The organism is Stenotrophomonas sp. YJH_SMC_101-4 (assembly GCF_059370395.1).
In genome coordinates, this window is record NZ_JCAFTP010000005.1 from 294,757 (window position 1) to 311,977 (window position 17,221).

16 protein-coding genes and 1 riboswitch are annotated in these 17,221 nt (G+C 67.3%); of the genes, 11 read left to right on the forward strand and 5 right to left on the reverse strand.

From position 1 onward, the window contains the following. Positions 1 to 69: 69 nt before the first annotated feature. Together AC5P8D_RS17815 and ettA are read right to left on the reverse strand one after the other, a co-directional pair. Positions 70 to 1,386, reverse strand: coding sequence for an NCS2 family permease (locus AC5P8D_RS17815; RefSeq protein WP_005408048.1), 1,317 nt, complete (start codon positions 1,384 to 1,386; stop codon positions 70 to 72). Between the two features lie 124 nt (positions 1,387 to 1,510). After that, positions 1,511 to 3,175, reverse strand: coding sequence for an energy-dependent translational throttle protein EttA (ettA, locus tag AC5P8D_RS17820; protein ID WP_010481992.1), 1,665 nt, complete (start codon positions 3,173 to 3,175; stop codon positions 1,511 to 1,513). A 253-nt stretch (positions 3,176 to 3,428) separates the two neighbouring features. Between ettA and AC5P8D_RS17825 the strand changes: the two genes are divergently transcribed. The 6 genes from AC5P8D_RS17825 to ribD all read left to right on the forward strand — a co-directional run bounded on the left by AC5P8D_RS17825 (position 3,429) and on the right by ribD (position 8,140). Beyond that, complete coding sequence (locus tag AC5P8D_RS17825) at positions 3,429 to 3,902, forward strand: RcnB family protein (RefSeq protein ID WP_019338039.1); 474 nt, start codon at positions 3,429 to 3,431, stop codon at positions 3,900 to 3,902. A gap of 185 nt (positions 3,903 to 4,087) precedes the next feature. Next, positions 4,088 to 5,341 (forward strand): serine hydroxymethyltransferase, encoded by a 1,254-nt coding sequence (gene glyA / locus AC5P8D_RS17830; protein ID WP_010481990.1) that lies wholly within the window; start codon positions 4,088 to 4,090, stop codon positions 5,339 to 5,341. A 67-nt stretch (positions 5,342 to 5,408) separates the two neighbouring features. Next, positions 5,409 to 5,828 carry a hypothetical protein gene (locus tag AC5P8D_RS17835; protein ID WP_043397885.1) on the forward strand — a complete coding sequence of 140 codons (420 nt, stop codon included), beginning with the start codon at positions 5,409 to 5,411 and terminating at the stop codon, positions 5,826 to 5,828. Between the two features lie 27 nt (positions 5,829 to 5,855). Beyond that, a complete protein-coding gene (locus tag AC5P8D_RS17840) occupies positions 5,856 to 6,305 on the forward strand; it encodes a hypothetical protein (protein WP_495203544.1) in 450 nt (149 codons plus the stop codon). A 149-nt stretch (positions 6,306 to 6,454) separates the two neighbouring features. Then, complete coding sequence (nrdR, locus tag AC5P8D_RS17845) at positions 6,455 to 6,976, forward strand: transcriptional regulator NrdR (RefSeq protein WP_004143350.1); 522 nt, start codon at positions 6,455 to 6,457, stop codon at positions 6,974 to 6,976. A 78-nt stretch (positions 6,977 to 7,054) separates the two neighbouring features. Further along, positions 7,055 to 8,140, forward strand: a complete 1,086-nt coding sequence (ribD, locus tag AC5P8D_RS17850; RefSeq protein WP_191850632.1) for a bifunctional diaminohydroxyphosphoribosylaminopyrimidine deaminase/5-amino-6-(5-phosphoribosylamino)uracil reductase RibD — start codon at positions 7,055 to 7,057, stop codon at positions 8,138 to 8,140. Between the two features lie 83 nt (positions 8,141 to 8,223). Here the strand turns inward: ribD and AC5P8D_RS17855 are convergent, their stop codons facing one another. Next, complete coding sequence (locus tag AC5P8D_RS17855; RefSeq protein WP_262102796.1) at positions 8,224 to 9,108, reverse strand: hypothetical protein; 885 nt, start codon at positions 9,106 to 9,108, stop codon at positions 8,224 to 8,226. A 152-nt stretch (positions 9,109 to 9,260) separates the two neighbouring features. After that, a complete protein-coding gene (locus tag AC5P8D_RS17860) occupies positions 9,261 to 9,881 on the reverse strand; it encodes a hypothetical protein (protein WP_010481980.1) in 621 nt (206 codons plus the stop codon). Between the two features lie 188 nt (positions 9,882 to 10,069). Then, a riboswitch (FMN riboswitch) is annotated at positions 10,070 to 10,215 on the forward strand. A 74-nt stretch (positions 10,216 to 10,289) separates the two neighbouring features. Here AC5P8D_RS17860 and AC5P8D_RS17865 point away from each other — a divergent pair. The 5 genes from AC5P8D_RS17865 to thiL all read left to right on the forward strand — a co-directional run bounded on the left by AC5P8D_RS17865 (position 10,290) and on the right by thiL (position 14,213). After that, positions 10,290 to 10,916, forward strand: coding sequence for a riboflavin synthase (locus AC5P8D_RS17865; RefSeq protein ID WP_478421201.1), 627 nt, complete (start codon positions 10,290 to 10,292; stop codon positions 10,914 to 10,916). Then, a complete protein-coding gene (gene ribB / locus AC5P8D_RS17870; protein WP_159359791.1) occupies positions 10,913 to 12,013 on the forward strand; it encodes a 3,4-dihydroxy-2-butanone-4-phosphate synthase in 1,101 nt (366 codons plus the stop codon). Before AC5P8D_RS17865 ends, ribB begins: the two co-directional genes overlap by 4 nt. A gap of 160 nt (positions 12,014 to 12,173) precedes the next feature. After that, entirely contained in the window at positions 12,174 to 12,641 is a 468-nt protein-coding gene (gene ribH / locus AC5P8D_RS17875) for a 6,7-dimethyl-8-ribityllumazine synthase (RefSeq protein ID WP_010481977.1), read from the forward strand. Beyond that, positions 12,638 to 13,117, forward strand: coding sequence for a transcription antitermination factor NusB (gene nusB, locus AC5P8D_RS17880; RefSeq protein ID WP_005415268.1), 480 nt, complete (start codon positions 12,638 to 12,640; stop codon positions 13,115 to 13,117). The genes ribH and nusB overlap by 4 nt, the downstream gene beginning before the upstream one ends. Positions 13,118 to 13,247: 130 nt before the next feature. Continuing rightward, positions 13,248 to 14,213: a thiamine-phosphate kinase gene (gene thiL / locus AC5P8D_RS17885; protein ID WP_495203545.1), complete on the forward strand. Its 966-nt coding sequence runs from the start codon at positions 13,248 to 13,250 to the stop codon at positions 14,211 to 14,213. 9 nt (positions 14,214 to 14,222) lie between these two features. On the opposite strand, the gene AC5P8D_RS17890 is transcribed toward thiL, so the two are convergent. After that, entirely contained in the window at positions 14,223 to 17,216 is a 2,994-nt protein-coding gene (locus AC5P8D_RS17890; protein ID WP_495203546.1) for an ATP-binding protein, read from the reverse strand. Positions 17,217 to 17,221 lie beyond the last annotated feature (5 nt).

Here is a 17,221-nt window from a genome sequence, read left to right on the forward strand (position 1 = left end):
GTGGCGGGTGAACCCCGCGCCTGGTAGTCCCGGTCGCGGGCCGAAGCGTGCTCTGGTAGTGCCGGCCGCTTATTCCAGCGCGTAGCGCAGGGTGAACAGCACCGCCACCAGCCACACCGCCGGATGCACTTCGCGCCAACGCCCGGTACCGGCCTTCAGCGCGGCATACGCAATGAAGCCGAACGCCAGGCCGTTGGCAATCGAGTAGGTGAACGGCATCGCCAGCGCACACAGCGCGGCCGGCACCGATTCGGTCAGGTCGCTCCAGTCCACTTCCACCAGCTCACGCAGCATCAGGCCAGCCACGAACAGCAGTGCCGGCGCGGTGGCATAGCTGGGCACCATCGCCGCAAGCGGCGAGAACAGCAGCGCGGCCAGGAACAGCGCCGACACCACCAATGCAGTCAGGCCGGTACGGCCGCCCACCTGCACGCCCGAGGCGCTTTCGGCAAAGGCCGTGGTGCTGCTGGTGCCAAGCATCGAACCAGCCACGATCGCGGTGCTGTCGGCCAGCAGCGCGCGGCCGAAACGCTTCTGCGCGCCCGGCAGCTTCAGCAGGCCGGCGCGGCCGACCACGCCGTACAGCGTGCCGGTGGCATCGAACACTTCCACCAGCACGAACACCAGCACTACCTGCAGCAGCACGGCGATGGGTGCGCCGCCGTCATGGTGCAGCAGGCCCGGCAGGTCCAGCTGCAGGAAGGTGGGTGCCAGGCTCGGCGGCAACGAAACCAGGCCCTGGTACTGCACATCGCCCAATGCCCAGCCCGCGCCGGTCACCGCCAGGATGCCGATCAGGATCGCACCGCGGATGCGGCGTGCTTCCAGCACCGCGATCAGCAGGAAGCCGGCCAGCGCCAGCAGCGGCGGCGCCGTGTTCAACGGGCCCAGCGCCACCAGCGTGTCTTCGTTGCCGACGATCACGCCGGACTTCTGCAGCGCGATGATCGCCAGGAACAGGCCGATGCCAGCCACGATGGCCGAGCGCAGCGACGAGGGGATGCCGGACACCAGCCACGCACGCACGCCGGTCAGCGACAGCACCAGGAACACCAGGCCGGAGATGAACACCGCACCCAGTGCCTGTTGCCATGGCAGGCCAGCGGCACCGACCACGGTGAAGGCGAAGAACGCGTTCAGGCCCATGCCCGGTGCCATGCCCACCGGGAAGTTGGCGGCCAGCGCCATCACTGCCGAACCCAGTGCAGCAGCCAGGCAGGTGGCCACGAACACCGCGCCCGCGTCCATGCCGGTGGTGCCGAGAATCTCGGGATTGACGAAGACGATGTAGGACATCGTCAGGAAGGTGGTGACACCGGCCAGCAGTTCGGTACGCACGGTGGTGCCGTGCTGCTGCAGCTGGAACAGGCGCTCGAACAGGGACATGGGGAATCTCGACCCGTTGGTGGTGGGTACTGACCGTTGGTCGGTACGCCTTGAAGCGTCACCACCAACGGTGGTGACCTACCGAAAGGAGAAAGGCCGCGCGAGCGCGGCCTTTCCGGTTGCCTTATTTCAGCGCCTTGAAGCGCAGGCGCTTCGGCGCAGCGTCGTCGCCCATGCGGCGGCGCTTGTCTTCTTCGTACTCGCGGTAGTTGCCCTGGAAGAACTCCACGTGCGAGTCGCCTTCGAACGCCAGGATGTGGGTCGCGATGCGATCCAGGAACCAGCGGTCATGCGAGATGACGAAGGTGTTGCCCGGGAACTCCAGCAGCGCATCTTCCAGCGCACGCAGGGTTTCGATGTCCAGGTCGTTGGACGGTTCGTCGAGCAGCAGCACGTTGCCACCCTGCAGCAGGGTCTTGGCCATGTGCAGGCGGCCACGCTCACCACCGGACAGCGAACCGACCATCTTCTGCTGGTCCTGGCCCTTGAAGTTGAAGCGGCCGATGTAGGCGCGCGACTGGATCTCGATGCCGTTGATGTTGAGGATGTCCAGGCCGCCCGCGATTTCCTGGAAGACGTTGTGGTTGCCTTCCAGCGCGTCGCGGCTCTGGTCCACGTAGGACAGCTTCACGGTCGGGCCGACCACGATCTCGCCGGTATCCGGCTTTTCCTGGCCGGTGATCATCTTGAACAGGGTCGACTTACCGGCACCGTTCGGGCCGATGATGCCGACGATGGCGCCGGCCGGCACCAGGAAGCTCAGGTTGTCGAACAGCAGGCGGTCGCCGAACTTCTTGGAGACGTTCTTGAACTCCATCACCGCATTGCCCAGGCGCTCGCCCGGCGGGATGAAGATTTCATTGGTCTCGTTGCGCTTCTGGTAATCGACCGACTGCAGCTCTTCCAGGCGGGCCAGACGGGCCTTGCCCTTGGTGCGGCCGCCCTTGGCGTTCTGGCGCGACCACTCCAGTTCCTTCTGGATCGCCTTCTGGCGGGCCTTTTCCTGGTTGTCTTCCTGCTTCAGGCGCTCGTCCTTCTGGGTCAGCCAGTCGGTGTAGTTGCCCTTCCACGGAATGCCGCGGCCGCGGTCCAGTTCCAGGATCCATTCGGCGGCGTTGTCCAGGAAGTAGCGATCGTGGGTGACCGCCACCACGGTGCCGGTGTAGCGCGCCAGGAACTGTTCCAGCCATTCCACCGACTCGGCGTCGAGGTGGTTGGTCGGTTCGTCGAGCAGCAGCATGTCCGGCTTCTGCAGCAGCAGGCGGCACAGGGCCACGCGGCGCTTTTCACCACCGGACAGCTTGCCGACCACGGCATCCCACGGCGGCAGGCGCAGCGCATCGGCGGCCACGTCCAGCTGGTTTTCCAGGGTGTGTGCGTCGCCAGCGGCCAGGATCGCCTCCAGGCGCTCCTGTTCCTTGGCCAGCGCGTCGAAGTCGGCGCCTTCCTCGGCGTAGGCGGCGTACACCGCTTCCAGCGCGGCCTGGGCCTGCAGCACTTCGCCCACGCCTTCCTCCACCGCTTCACGCACGGTCTTGGTCGGGTCCAGCTCCGGTTCCTGCGCCAGGTAGCCGACCTTGATGCCCGGCTGCGGGCGGGCTTCGCCCTCGAAATCGGTGTCCACGCCGGCCATGATCTTCAGCACGGTGGACTTGCCGGCGCCGTTCAGGCCCAGCAGGCCGATCTTCGCGCCCGGGAAGAAGGACAGCGAGATGTCCTTGATGATCTGCCGCTTGGGCGGGACCACCTTGGACACGCGGTTCATGGTGTAGATGTATTGCGAGGACATGCGGTCTCCGTAGGCGCGGCCCTGCGCCCGGTCCGTCACGGGAAGATCCCGTTGCGGCAGCGGGCACAGACTGAAATGGAATACCGCCAATTATAGCCGGAACCGGTTCCGGGCCGCGCCCGGGAAGGGGCGCCGGGCTGGCCGCCGCCTGAATACTGCGTCACAGTCCTGCAACGGGAAGCGTTTCCAGCCGGAAACGGTTCAGATCGGTTGCGCAATATGGGCTCACCACCCACCCGAGCAGAGGTCTGACATGCGCATCAATCGAGTAATGGCCAGTGCCGTGGCCTCTGTGCTGGCGCTGGGCGCCGTGGCCCCGGCGTTCGCCGACAACGACCATCGCCGCAACCACGACCGCCGCGAATGGCGCGAGGATCGCCGTGAGTGGCGCCACGACCGCCGTGACTGGGAGCGCGACCGCCGCGAGGCCCGGCGCGACTACCGCCAGGATCGCCGCGAGTGGCACCGTGATCATGACCGCTACTACCGCCCGGCACCGCCGCGTGTGGTGTACCGCCCGGCCTATGGCCCGGGCTATGGCTGGAAGGTCGGCCATCGCTACCGCGACTATTACCGCGGCCCGATCTATGTGGTGAACGACTACCCGCGCTATCACCTGCGTCGCCCGCCCTACGGGCACCACTGGATCCGCGATGACCGCGGCAACATGCTGCTGGTTGCCATCGCCACCGGGGTGATCGCCCAGTACGTGCTCAGCAACCGCTGAGGATCGTGGCCGGGGTCGGATCCCTTTCCAACGGAAAGGGCTCTGACCCCACATCAATCGAAACCATACGGGGCCGGATTCCTTCGGGGATGCCGGCCCCGTCCGTTTCGGCCCCAGCAGGCCGGTGCGGGGCTACAATCGGGGGCTGAGCCGTACCCCCTTTTCCCTGCCTGCTGGAGTACCCGATGTTCCCGCGTGACGTCCGCATCGAATCCTACGATCCCGAACTGGCCAAGGCCATCGCCGCTGAAACCCAGCGCCAGGAAGACCACGTCGAGCTGATCGCCAGCGAGAACTACACCAGCCCGGCGGTGATGGAAGCGCAGGGCAGCCAGCTGACCAACAAGTACGCCGAAGGCTACCCGGGCAAGCGCTACTACGGTGGCTGCGAATACGTGGACATCGCCGAGCAGCTGGCGATCGATCGCCTCAAGCAGCTGTTCGGCGCGGACTACGCCAACGTGCAGCCGCACAGCGGTTCGCAGGCCAATCAGGCCGTGTACTTCGCCCTGCTGCAGCCGGGTGACACCATCCTCGGCATGAGCCTGGCCCACGGCGGCCACCTCACCCACGGTGCCAAGGTCAACGCCTCGGGCAAGCTGTTCAACGCCGTGCAGTACGGCGTGAACGACCAGGGCCTGATCGATTACGACGAAGTCGAGCGCCTGGCCCTGGAGCACAAGCCGAAGATGGTCGTGGCCGGTTTCTCGGCCTACTCGCAGGTGATCGACTGGGCGCGCTTCCGCGCCATCGCCGACAAGGTCGGTGCCTACCTGTTCGTGGACATGGCCCACGTTGCCGGCCTGGTCGCCGCAGGCGTGTACCCCAGCCCGCTGGAGCACGCCCACGTGGTCACCTCCACCACCCACAAGACCCTGCGCGGCCCGCGCGGCGGCATCATCGTCGCCAAGGGCGCCGACGAAGACCTGGTCAAGAAGCTGCAGTCGATCGTGTTCCCGGGCATCCAGGGTGGTCCGCTGATGCACGTCATCGCCGGCAAGGCTGTGGCCTTCAAGGAAGCGCTGGAACCGGGCTTCAAGGCCTACCAGCAGCAGGTGGTGAAGAACGCCCAGGCGATGGCCAACACGCTCATCGCGCGCGGCTACAAGATCGTCTCCGGTGGCACCCAGAACCACCTGATGCTGGTGGACATGATCGGCAAGGACGTGTCCGGCAAGGACGCGGAAGCGGCGCTGGGCAAGGCGCACATCACCGTCAACAAGAACTCGGTGCCGAACGACCCGCGTTCGCCGTTCGTGACCTCGGGCCTGCGCCTGGGTACCCCGGCGGTGACCACCCGGGGTTACGTTGAACAGGACTGCGTGGACCTGGCCAACTGGATCGCCGACGTGCTCGACGCGCCGAACGATGACGCCGTGATCGCCCGCGTGCGCGACGCCGTCAGCGCGCAGTGCCGCAAGTACCCGGTCTACGGCTGACCGGGGAGTGGGGTCGGATCCCTTCCCGCAGGGAAGGGCTCTGACCCCAGCATTGGAGTAACCGCGCATGGATGAGCGCCACCTCAAGTATCTGTACACCGCCCTGGCGGTGCTGCTTGGCCTGCCCAGCCTGGTGATGGGCGGCGCGGCAGCGACCATGCTGCTGCTGATGGGGCTGGGCCAGTTCGGTCATGGCACGCTGGCCTCGGTGACGGTGATGCCGCTGTGGGGCCTGGCCGGCATTGCCGGCTGCCTGGCCTGGTTGTGGCTCAGTGCGGGTTTTCTGATGCAGGGGCGTGCCGGGCTGCACGTGCACCGTCTCTGGTGGTGGATGCTGCTGGCGGGCGGTCTCGCCGCCTTGCCCCCGCTGGGGCTGGCGCTGTGGTGGGGCGTCACCGTGCACGCCGAAGGCATCACCCTGTTGCTGCTGGGCCCGTCGATGCTGGTGCCGGCTGCGATGCTGGTGTGGATCAAACGCCGCGCATGACGTGGCCCATGGAAGGAAATCGAACGCATGGATGAGCGTCTGCACAAACGCTGGATGGCGATCGCCGGCCTGCTGGCAGGCCTGCCCACCGTGGCAGCAGGCGGCACGGGTGCTGTGCTGGGGCTGATGGTCGTATGGGATGGCAAGTACCTGACAGGCGACGAGCACACACTGTTGCTGCTGTGGTCGACCGCCGGAATCATCGGCCCGCTGTCGTGGTTGTGGCTGAGCGGCCTGTTCCTGTGGCGTGGCCTTGTCGGCCTGCGCGATTCCCCGGTTGTCGCCTGGGTGGGGTTGGCGCTGGGGGGGCTGGCCGCATTGGCCGTGGTTGCCGCCACGCTGTACTTCACCTTCAAGCACGGGGAGATCTCGACATTGGCCTTCCTCGGCTTTGGCCCACCGTTGCTGGTGATGGCCGGGCACCTGGTATGGCTGCGCTGGGCACGCGCGGCCTCGGCGCCACCGGCACCCGGTTGAGCGCACAGCCCTGACCGCGCTGGAGGCTCTGTTCGGCCGAAATGCAGGCACTTCCGCGCAGACAGCATTTGCTGCGGGGCCCTTTCTCAGGTACCTTTGCGACGCTGCCATGACCGTGGCAATAGGTACTTCCCTGAGCCAGGCGTTCCATGCATTGCCCCTTCTGCCAACATGCCGATACCCGGGTCATCGACTCGCGCGTCTCCGAAGACGGCGCGACGATCCGTCGTCGGCGTGAATGCGAAGCCTGCGGCGAGCGCTTCAGCACCATGGAAACGGTCGAGCTGAAGCTGCCGGCCATCGTCAAGAGCGATGGCACCCGCGAGGCGTTCGACCAGCGCAAGGTCCGCGCTGGCTTCGACCGCGCGCTGCAGAAGCGTGCGGTGGCCGAAGACAAGATCGAAGCGGCCGTGCGTGCGGTGGTTCACCAGCTGCGCATCAGCGGCGAGCGCGAAGTGCCTTCGATCAAGGTCGGCGAGTTCGTCATGAACGAACTGCGCAAGCTCGACCACGTCGGCTATGTGCGCTTCGCATCTGTCTACCGCAGCTTCGAGGACGTGGCCGATTTCCGCGAGGAGATCGAGAAGCTGGAACGCGACCTGCCGTCCAGCACCGAACAGCTGCAGCTGCTGGGCGACGTGATTGCCCTGACCAAGAAGAAGAAGGGCTGACCGCCTTTTCCCTGGTAGATGCCAACCTTGGTTGGCACTGATGGCATGGATGCACACCGGCGGCGTTACCATGGCCGCATGACCACCCCGTTCTCCGTCCTCGACCACCTGCACATGGCCAACGCACTGCGCCTGGCCGAGCGTGCCGCCTACACCACCCGCCCCAACCCGATGGTCGGCTGCGTGATCGCCCATGGCGAACGCGTGGTCGGGCAGGGCTGGCACCAGCGCGCCGGTGGCCCGCATGCTGAAGTGTTCGCGCTGCGCGAGGCCGGCAGCGACGCCCGTGGCGCCACCGCCTACGTCACCCTGGAACCCTGCGCGCACTACGGGCGCACACCACCGTGTGCGCTTGCACTGATCGAAGCGGGCGTGTCGCGTGTGGTCGCGGCGATGCGCGATCCGTTCCCCAAGGTCGATGGCGGTGGCTTCGATCTGCTGCGCAATGCAGGCATCGACGTCGCCGAAGGGCTGATGGCGGCACAGGCGCGCGAGCTCAACAAGGGTTACCTGTCGCGCGTGGAGCGCAACCGCCCGTGGCTGCGGGTGAAGCTGGCCGCCAGCCTGGATGGCCGTACCGCGATGGCCGATGGCAGCTCCAAGTGGATTACCGGTCCGGCCGCGCGCGAAGACGTGCAGCACTGGCGCGCACGTGCGGGTGCGATCCTGACCGGCGCCGACACCGTGCTGGCCGACGACCCGATGCTGACCGTGCGCCTGGCCGATACCGAGGTGATGCCACCGCTGCGCGTGGTGCTCGATTCACGCCTGCGCTCGCTGGAATGCAGCCGTGTGCGCGAGGGTGGGGCGCCGACCTTGTACCTGCATGGCACAGCAGTAAGCGCACCGGATGCGGCCGACGCCGAATTTGCCAGCGCACCCTGCGTTGATGGGCGGTTGGACCTGGGCGCGGTACTGGCACTGCTGGCCGAACGTGGCATCAACGAAGTGCATACCGAAGCCGGCGCGACGCTGGCCGGTGCCTTGCTGCGCGGCGGCTGGGTGGACGAACTGCTGCTGTATCAGGCGCCCACGCTGCTGGGCGATAACGGTCGTCCGCTGCTGGCCGGCCTCGGCATCGAGGCGATGGACCAGCAGCGGCGGCTGCACGTGGTGGATCAGCGGCAGGTGGGTGAGGACATCCGCTTGTTGCTGCGGTCGTAGCGCAATGACATGCGCCGGGCATTGTCCGGCGCATGTCGTGGGATGGAACCGCCGGGCATGGCCCGGCGCTACCGCTTACCACCTCACGCGCATTCGTCGGTCCACATCATCTCGGCGATCGGGCGCAGTGCCTTGCACTCCTGCGTCATCTCCTCGGCCGACTGCACCTGCGCCTTGGCCTTCAGTTCCTCGGCCATCGCATCCACGCCGCTGATCTGCTCCGGCGCGATCTTCGCCACGCAGGCGCGGTGCTGCTGCAGCAGCAGGTCGCAGCCCGGTACGCCGGTTACTTTCGGCGCGCTGGCGGCCTGTGCATCCTGCATCCAGTCCTCGAACGGCGCCAGCGCACCGGCTACGGTGCCCACCAGATCATCGAAATTACCGCTGTACCAGTAGCCGTTGTCCTTGGCCGGGTACAGGGTGAAGGTGCCGCTGACCGGCACGCGCACGCCACTCTGCAGTGCCTGGGTGTAGGCATCGGTGAACTGCTTGCGCGCGGCCGGGCTGGCATCAGACGCGAGACTGGCGGCAAACAGCGGGCGGACCTTGCCCAGGTCGGGCAGCTGGCAGCTGTAGGTGATCCGCGCCAGCTTCTGGTCTTCAACGTATTCGTTGTCTTCGACCACGCTCTTGGTCGCGCGGCACTTCGAATCACGCAGCGCCTTGGCATACAGCGCTTCGGTGGCCGCAGCGTCGGACTTGGCGCCGGTGCTGGCCAGTACCGTCTGCCAGGGTTCGGCCAATGCCTTGGCCAGCGCACCCGGGTTGGGGGTCACGGCGTCCTGGCCTTCGAACGCCGGCTTCAGTGCGTCGTTGAGCGTGCGCGTGGCGGCCGCGTCGTCTTCCAGCAGCACGCGTGCGTACAGGTCGAAGGCCTGCTCGGGCGTCAGCTGGGCCGGTGCAGCGCTGGCAATCAGCGGGGCGCACAGCAGCACGCTGGCCAGAAGGGTACGGGTGGGGGTCTTCATGACGGTGTTTTCCTGTTCCAGAGGCGCGCAAGCCTAGCGCATCCAGCGCTACTTTCGATGGCGGCCAGAGGTCACATGGCGGTGTACCCCGGCCAAAAAAACGGGCCCCTTGCGGGGCCCGTTCGATCGCACGACGAGGAGCGATCGTTGGATCAGAAGCTGGCGCGCACGCCGGCCGAGTACTGGGTGACGTCACGGTAGCCGGAGATCTCGCCCACCAGACCCCAGGTCCTGGTGAAGTTGATCTGGCCGCCGACGGTGCCGACCCAGGTGCCCTTGAAGTTGTTGCCGCCGTCCATGTAGCCGGCCTTGGCCCAGGCTTCGGTCATGCGCGACGGCTTGCCACGGATGCCCAGGGTGGCGCGGCCCAGGTTGGTGTGGTCCTTGTAGCGGTCGCTGTAGCCGTCGTAACGGTCGGTCAGTTCAGCGCTCTGGCGCACCCAGGCGATATCGGCGGTGAAGTCCAGGCGGTCGGTCCACGGCATGTGGTAGCCGATGCCCAGCTCCGGCTGGTTCAGTTCCAGCTTCAGCGAGCCGTCGCTGTAATGGTAGGTCTTGCTGGTGCGCGACCAGCCACCGAACACGTAGACCTGTTCGGCGATGGCCACGGAGCCACGCAGGTAGCCGCCGTCGACCTTCGGGTCGTCCAGTGCGTTGTCGTCAACCTTGACCTGCGTCCAACCGCCTTCGACGTAGGTGTAGCTCAGGGCGTCGGCCGAAGCCGAGAGCGGGGCGGCGGCCAGCAGGGCGGCCACGATCAGCATCTTGCGCATGGGAATTCCTGTGAATTTCAGTCCTTTGGCGGGCCTGCCCCAGCGGGCTGCCCGTGGCGACCTCATGTCGTCCGGGGTGGAATTTTAATGAAAGTTTTACAAATTGCGAGCGACGGCCGTCACAGCTGTGGCATCCGACCCCGTTCAGCCCGGGCTGGTACACTAGCCAGGCCGGTTCGCCGGTACACAAACGTCTTCAGGGCGGGGTGCAATTCCCCACCGGCGGTAGGTGCGCAAGCACGAGCCCGCGAGCGCCCCGGCCCACGGCCGGGGGTCAGCAGATCCGGTCCAATGCCGGAGCCGACGGTCATAGTCCGGATGAAAGAAGACGGTGCCACAGGGCTCATGCCCTGCGCGTGCCTGTTTGCCTTGCGGCGTTTTTCGCTCACTTTTCGCGGAGAACGTTTCTTGTTTACTGGAATCATCGAAGGCGTCGGCCGTCTGGCTGCACGCGAATCCATCGGCGGCGATGTCCGCTTCACCTTCAATGTCGGGAATCTGCCGTTCGACCACGTGCAGATGGGCGAGAGCATTGCCATCAACGGCGTCTGCCTCACCGTCATCGCATTCGACGCCAGCAGCTTCCAGGCCGATGCCTCCACCGAGACCCTGGGCCTGACCACGCTGGGCCAGCTGGGTGAAGGGGCAGTCATCAACCTGGAACGTGCCATGCGCCCGACCGACCGCCTCGGCGGCCATCTGGTCAGCGGCCACGTCGATGGGCTCGGCCAGGTGCTGTCCATCCATGAAGACGCGCGTGCCCAGCGCTGGCGTTTCGCCGCGCCGGCCGCGCTGCGCCGCTACATCGCCAAGAAGGGCTCGATCTGCGTGGATGGCGTCAGCCTCACGGTCAACGAAGTGGACGATGAAGGGTTTGACGTCGCCCTGATCCCGCACACGGTGGCCAACACTGCCTTCTCCGCCGCAGGCGTAGGCAGCGCGGTCAATCTTGAAATCGATCTGGTCGCCCGTTATGTGGAGCGCCTGATCAGTGTGCCGACCAACGGTCAGCACCCACAGGGAGATGCCGCATGAATTTCGCCCCGATTCCGGACATCCTGGAAGACATCCGTCTGGGCCGCATGGTCGTCATCGTCGATGACGAAGACCGCGAGAACGAAGGCGACCTGATCATGGCCGCCGAGCTGGTCAAGGCCAGCGACATCAACTTCATGGTCACCCATGGCCGTGGCCTGGTCTGCCTGCCGTTGAACCGCACCCGCGCCGCCGATCTCGGCCTGGCGCCGATGGTGCAGGCCAATACCGCGCAGTTCCAGACCAACTTCACGGTCAGTATCGAAGCCGCCGAGGGCGTCACCACCGGTATCTCGGCGCACGACCGCGCCCACACCATCCGCACTGCGGTGAAACCCAACGCCAAACCGTCGGACCTGCACCAGCCTGGCCACATCTTCCCGCTGATCGCCCAGCCGGGCGGCGTGCTGACCCGCGCCGGCCACACCGAAGCCGCCGTGGACATGGCCATGCTGGCCGGGCTGGAACCGGCCGGCGTGCTGGTGGAGATCCTGAACCCGGATGGCAGCATGGCGCGCCGCCCGGAACTGGAAGTGTTCGCCCGCGAGCACGGCCTGAAGATGGGCTCCATCGCCGACCTGATCGCCTACCGCCTGGCCACCGAAAAGACCGTCGAACGCGTGGACGAGCGCGAGATCGAGACCGAATTCGGCCCGTTCAAGCTGGTCACCTACCGCGACCGCATCGCCCACGACCTGCATTTCGCCCTGGTCCGTGGCACGCCGGATGCCGACACCCCCACCCTGGTACGGGTGCAGGTGGAAAACCCGCTGGCCGACCTGCTGCACTGGCGCCGTGATGACTTCGGCGTGGCCGCCACCGATGCCCTGCGTGCGATCGATGCTGAAGGCAGTGGCGTGATGGTGGTGCTGCAGGCCCCGCGTGATGGCGAGGCCCTGCTGGCCCGCCTGCGCCAGCAGCCGGCGCCGGTGGTGCCGGGCAAGGACAAGGACGTTAGCCAGTGGCGCCGCAACGGTGCCGGCGCGCAGATCCTGTCCGACCTGGGCCTGGGCAAGCTGCGCGTGCTGGGCACCCCGCGCCGCCAGATCGGCCTGGCCGGGTACGGCCTGGAAGTGGTGGAGACGGTTACCCCGTAACCCGCCCGCTGCGCTCGCCGGGCATGGCCCGGCGCTACCCCGGCGCCCCCTAATCCGGTAGCGCCGGGCCATGCCCGGCGGGTTCCCCAGGCCCCCGCCAGCCACGGCCGGGGCCCATCCACGCTAGAATTACCCCCTTATCGAGTCCCCCAAGCCGCATATGAGCCACTACGAAGGCGATCTTCGCACTCCCGAATCGGCGCGCTTCGCCATCCTGGCCAGCCGCTGGAACGCCCGCATCACCGATACGCTGGTCGCTGGCGCCCGCCAGAGCCTGGCCGGCAACGGCATCACCGAAGCCAACATCGACGTGATCCGCGTGCCGGGTGCCTGGGAGCTGCCGCTGGTGGCCGCGCGCCTGGCTGCCGCCCATGAACACGCCGCCATCCTCACCCTGGGCTGCGTGATCCGTGGCGATACCCGCCACTATGAACACGTGGCCGACCGCTGCGCCGAGGGCCTGATGCGCGTGCAGCTGGACTTCGGCGTGCCGGTGCTGAACGGCGTGCTGGCGGTGGAACGCGTTGAAGACGCCGAGGCCCGCGCAGGCGGCAGCCACGGCAACAAGGGCGAGGAAGTCGCACTCGCCGCATTGGAAATGGTCAATCTTCTGGAGCAGCTGCCATGAACAAGAACACCCAGGGCAAGCCCTCCGGTAAACCCGTCCGCCGCGATGGCGTCGATCCGGTGCTGCGCTCGCGCGCCCGCCGTCGTGCCGTGCAGGCCATCTACGCCTGGCAGATCTCCGGCGGCAACGCCCAGTCGCTGATCGCCCAGTTCGCCCACGAGCAGGCCCGCGAAATCGCTGACCTGGCGTACTTCGAGGCGCTGGTGCACGGCGTGCTCGACAACCGTCGCGACATCGACGAAGCGCTCGGCCCGTACCTGGACCGTGGCATCGAAGAAGTGGACGCGATCGAACGTGCGGTGCTGCGCCTGGCCGCCTACGAACTGCGCTACCGCCTGGATGTGCCGTACCGCGTGGTGATCAACGAAGCCATCGAATCGGCCAAGCGCTTCGGTTCCGAACACGGCCACACCTACGTCAACGGCGTGCTGGATCGTGCCGCCGTGGAATGGCGCAAGGTCGAATCGGGTCACTGACCCGGTTCTGCTCGTCCTGGACGGGCCGTGACCTGCTGGGTCGATACCGGCCCTGACTCCGCTTCTGGTGGGTGCCAACCCTGGTTGGCACCGATGCCCGAGATCGCCGCCACCCCCACGGGAACGCCCCATGTCCCTGGCTGAATTCGCCCTCATCGACCGCATCCGCGCCCGCACCGCCGAGCGCGACGACATCGTGCTCGGTATTGGCGACGACGCCGCACTGCTGCAGCCACGCCCGAACGAACAGCTGGTGGTCACCGCCGATACGCTCAACAGCGGCGTGCACTTCCCGGCCGAAACGCGGGCGTTCGATATCGGCTGGAAGACGCTGGCCGTCAACCTGTCCGACCTCGCCGCGATGGGCGCGCGCCCGGCGTGGTGCACGCTGGCGCTGTCGTTGCCGGAAGCCAGCGAAGACTGGATCGAGGCCTTCGCCGACGGTTTCTTCGCACTGGCCGACCAGCACGACATCGCCCTGATTGGTGGCGACACCACGCGTGGCCCGCTGTCGCTGTCGGTCACTGCGATGGGGCAGGTGTCGCGCGGCCAGGCGCTGCGTCGTGATCGCGCACAGATTGGCGATGACATCTGGGTCAGCGGCACCCTCGGCGACGCTGCCGGTGCGCTGCGGCTATGGCAGCAGGGTGCGCTGAACGTGGCCACCGCCACGCTGCTGGCCGATTACGAAAGCCTGCGCCTGCGCCTGCTGCGGCCGACCCCGCGCGTCACCCTCGGCCTGCGCCTGCGTGCGTTCGCGCATGCGGCCGTGGATATCTCCGATGGGTTGCTGGCCGACCTTGGCCACATTGCGGCACGCAGCGGCGTGCGCGCCGAAGTCGATGCCGATGCGTTGCCGATGTCAGCGGCGCTGCGCGAACTGCTGGGCCGCGATGCTGCCCGTGAGTGCGCGCTGCACGGCGGCGACGATTACGAACTGTGCTTCACCGCCGCCGCCGACCAGCGCGACGCGTTGCACTTCGTTGCCGAATCGCTGGATCTGCCGATCACCCGCATCGGCCGCATCATGGAAGGGCAGGGCGTGCATACCGAAGGCCACGACGGCCCGAGCGGGTACGAGCACTTCGCCGGCTGAGCACGCAGGTCATGCCTGCTGCTGCGCGGCAACCTGACGTTCGATGCTCGCCGCGATCAACGCGATAGCCTCAATGACGATTGACTTCGACGTCGCATCTGTCACACCGGTGCTACGCAAGGCCTGCTCGGCCTGTTGGCAGCTGCGCGCCGCCTGGGGCTCTCCCAGAAATACCAGCGCGCCGGCGAAGCTGTGCAGCTGATCGATCATGGCCGGTGCATCGGCACTGTCCAGCGCCTGGGTCAGCGCCGCGTAGTCGCGGTGCGCGGTCTGCAGGAACGCCTCGCGCATCTGCCGCTGAACCGCCGCGCTCACTACCGGAGGCAGTGGTGCCTGTGCCGAGCGATCGAGGTCGAATCCATGCAGCGCGGCCTCCAGCGACGGCAGGTCGAGCGGCTTCAGCAGCAGCGTGGACATGCCGGCCTCGCGTACGCGCTGCGCGTCCTCGGGCATCGCATTGGCGGTGAGCGCGACGATGGGGATGGAGGGGTCATCCGCACGCAGTTTCCGGGCCAGCCCGTATCCGTCCAGGTGCGGCATGTTCAGATCGGTCAGCACGATGTCGAACCGGCCCGCGCGCCAGCGTTGCCACGCCTCCTCGCCGTCGGCCGCGAAGGTGACCTGCCAACCCAGCGCATGCAGTTGCCCCAGCGTCACGTCGCGGCTGATCACGCTGTCATCCACCAACAACGCGTGGCCGCGCGAGGGATGCGCGCGCTCGACAGGCGCCGGCCGTGGCGGCGTGCCTGCCACGGCGGTGGTCCGGCGTGCCGGAATGTCCAGGTGGAAAACGCTGCCGGCACCCGGGGTGCTGCGCACGCCGAGCGTGCCGCCGAGCAGTTCGGCGAAGCGTTGGCACAAGGCCAGCCCCAGGCCGCTGCCGCCGTGCTGCCGTGCCGAACCGGCACCGACCTGCACGAACGGCTTGAACAACACGGCCTGCGCCTCGGCATCGATGCCCGGGCCCGTATCGCGCACTTCCACGTGCAGCCACTCGCTGCCATCGGGCCGCAGCGAGGCATCAACGCTGACCGCCACCGTTCCCGACGCGGTGAACTTCACCGCATTGCCCACCAGGTTGTTGATCACCTGCGCCACGCGGCCTGCGTCGGTCACGTAGGCCGGTCCCGGTGCATCGCCGATGTGCAGCTCCAGGCGCAGGCCCTTCGCGGTGGCCTGTGGCTCGAACAGTGTCGCGGTCTGCTGCAGCAGCGCACGCGGGTCGAAAGGCGCCGGTTCCAGCGTCATCAGCCCGGCTTCGATACGGGAAAGGTCGAGGGTGTCGTTCACCAGCCCCTGCAGCACATCGGCCGCGCTGCGCGCGCGCGTGACATGCCTATGCGCCGCCGCCGGCATGGTCTGGCGGGCAAGCAGTTCAAGGTGGCCGAGCACGCCGCTCAAAGGGGTACGTATTTCATGGCTGATCATTGCCACGAAGGCGGTCTTGGCCTGGTCCGCGGCCTCGGCATCGTGCTGAGCCTGTTCGGCATGACGCCGTGCATCCAGCAGGCGCTGCTGGGTTTCGGTCTGTGCGGTCACATCGGTCACCGCGCAGACCCAGATCGCCCGCCGCTGGTAGCGCGCGGCGGCCACGATGGATTGCAGGTAGCGCAATGGACCGTGCTCGTCCGCGGACGGCGCCTCGAACCGCTGCCCGTGTACCTGGCCGTCAACGCGTTGCACCAGGCGGCCGACCAGTGCGTCCAACAGGTTGCCGGTGGTGTCGCCGATCAGCTGCTCCAGTGCCTGGTTGTGCAGGATCAACTGCCCGCTCTGCTGGTCGAGCAGGCACAGGCCGACCGGCGACGTTTCGATCAAGGTGCGGCTCAACGCTTCGCTTTCATGCACCCGTGCGGCTTCTTCCAGCGCCGGCCGCAGCACGCGCCGGTCCACCAGCAGCAACAGCGTCCACAGCGCGGCCAGCAGGGCGGTCAGGGCCAGCCCGCCCCCGAGCAGATAGGTCTGCTGCGCCGTCCAGATGTCGGTCCAGCGGTAGAGCCGCAGCAGCGTCCAGTCGATGCCCTGCAAGGGTGCGGACATCACGAAGGCACGGCCGGCAGGCAGTGCCAATAGCGTAGGCCGGGGCGATGGCGCGGCGCGCAGCGCAGGCCCGGAAATCGCAGCGTCCGCAGCACTGCGCAGAACATCGTTTCCCTGCCGGTCCAGCACCACCCACATTCCCGGGCTGGCCTCCTCCAACCGCTCGCGCAGGCCTTGAAGCGGTTCAAACGTCAGCCGGTTGATGAAGGGGGTGCCATTGCTGCGCAGGCGCATCTGGGTGACCAGTGCATCCTCGCCGGTGAACGGATTGCGGTCGAAGTAGGCGCGCAGCCGGCCACTGTCCAGTTGAAGCTCGGAGTCCGCACCCGCTGACTGCCAGCCGGCATCGGCGGTCTGTGCCAGCGCGGCCAGTGCCTGTTCACGGGTAGGCACCTTCATGTGCTGCAGCAGCTGCGCTTCATCATGCAGCCCGGCGATCGCAAACAGGCGCCCTTCCGGTTCGAAGGCGAAGGAGATCAAGGAAGTGGGCGAATCCTGCGCCGCTACGGTGGCGGCCATGTACGCCGAATAGGTCTGCACCATGCCCAGGTACGCCGCCTCCGCCTGTGGCGGAAGACGGCCCTCGCGCGGGGACAGCGCCAGCCAGGGGACGGACAGGGCGCCGGGTGCCACCACGCCGGCCTGGCCATCCTGTGCTGAAAAGCGGGCAGCAACAGGCAGGCCACCGGCCACCAGTGCGGTTTGCTGGGTAGCCCACAGCATGGCGTTGGTGTTCAAGCTGGCCACGTAGGCCCGCCTGCGCTCGCCAATGTAGCGATCCACCGTCTGCTGGCCGCGCTGCAGCGCCTCGCGCTCGTTGAGGTGCACCGTTTCCAGCCGCAGCCACAGCGCCGCGCAGCCGGCGGCCAGGAGAAGCAGGGTCAAGATGGCACCGCCGCCGAACAGCAGCCGGCGCTGCAGGCCTTGCAGGGTGGCAAGCACGGAGCCCGGGGGTGACGCCATGGTGC

Bases quoted from the DNA above. Each gene is read 5' to 3' on its own strand.
- AC5P8D_RS17815 (WP_005408048.1), bottom strand. From the start codon at position 1,386: ATGTCCCTGTTCGAGCGCCTGTTCCAGCTGCAGCAGCACGGCACCACC.
- ettA (WP_010481992.1), bottom strand. From the start codon at position 3,175: ATGTCCTCGCAATACATCTACACCATGAACCGCGTGTCCAAGGTGGTC.
- AC5P8D_RS17825 (WP_019338039.1), top strand. From the start codon at position 3,429: ATGCGCATCAATCGAGTAATGGCCAGTGCCGTGGCCTCTGTGCTGGCG.
- glyA (WP_010481990.1), top strand. From the start codon at position 4,088: ATGTTCCCGCGTGACGTCCGCATCGAATCCTACGATCCCGAACTGGCC.
- AC5P8D_RS17835 (WP_043397885.1), top strand. From the start codon at position 5,409: ATGGATGAGCGCCACCTCAAGTATCTGTACACCGCCCTGGCGGTGCTG.
- AC5P8D_RS17840 (WP_495203544.1), top strand. From the start codon at position 5,856: ATGGATGAGCGTCTGCACAAACGCTGGATGGCGATCGCCGGCCTGCTG.
- nrdR (WP_004143350.1), top strand. From the start codon at position 6,455: ATGCATTGCCCCTTCTGCCAACATGCCGATACCCGGGTCATCGACTCG.
- ribD (WP_191850632.1), top strand. From the start codon at position 7,055: ATGACCACCCCGTTCTCCGTCCTCGACCACCTGCACATGGCCAACGCA.
- AC5P8D_RS17855 (WP_262102796.1), bottom strand. From the start codon at position 9,108: ATGAAGACCCCCACCCGTACCCTTCTGGCCAGCGTGCTGCTGTGCGCC.
- AC5P8D_RS17860 (WP_010481980.1), bottom strand. From the start codon at position 9,881: ATGCGCAAGATGCTGATCGTGGCCGCCCTGCTGGCCGCCGCCCCGCTC.
- ribB (WP_159359791.1), top strand. From the start codon at position 10,913: ATGAATTTCGCCCCGATTCCGGACATCCTGGAAGACATCCGTCTGGGC.
- ribH (WP_010481977.1), top strand. From the start codon at position 12,174: ATGAGCCACTACGAAGGCGATCTTCGCACTCCCGAATCGGCGCGCTTC.
- nusB (WP_005415268.1), top strand. From the start codon at position 12,638: ATGAACAAGAACACCCAGGGCAAGCCCTCCGGTAAACCCGTCCGCCGC.
- thiL (WP_495203545.1), top strand. From the start codon at position 13,248: ATGTCCCTGGCTGAATTCGCCCTCATCGACCGCATCCGCGCCCGCACC.
- AC5P8D_RS17890 (WP_495203546.1), bottom strand. From the start codon at position 17,216: ATGGCGTCACCCCCGGGCTCCGTGCTTGCCACCCTGCAAGGCCTGCAG.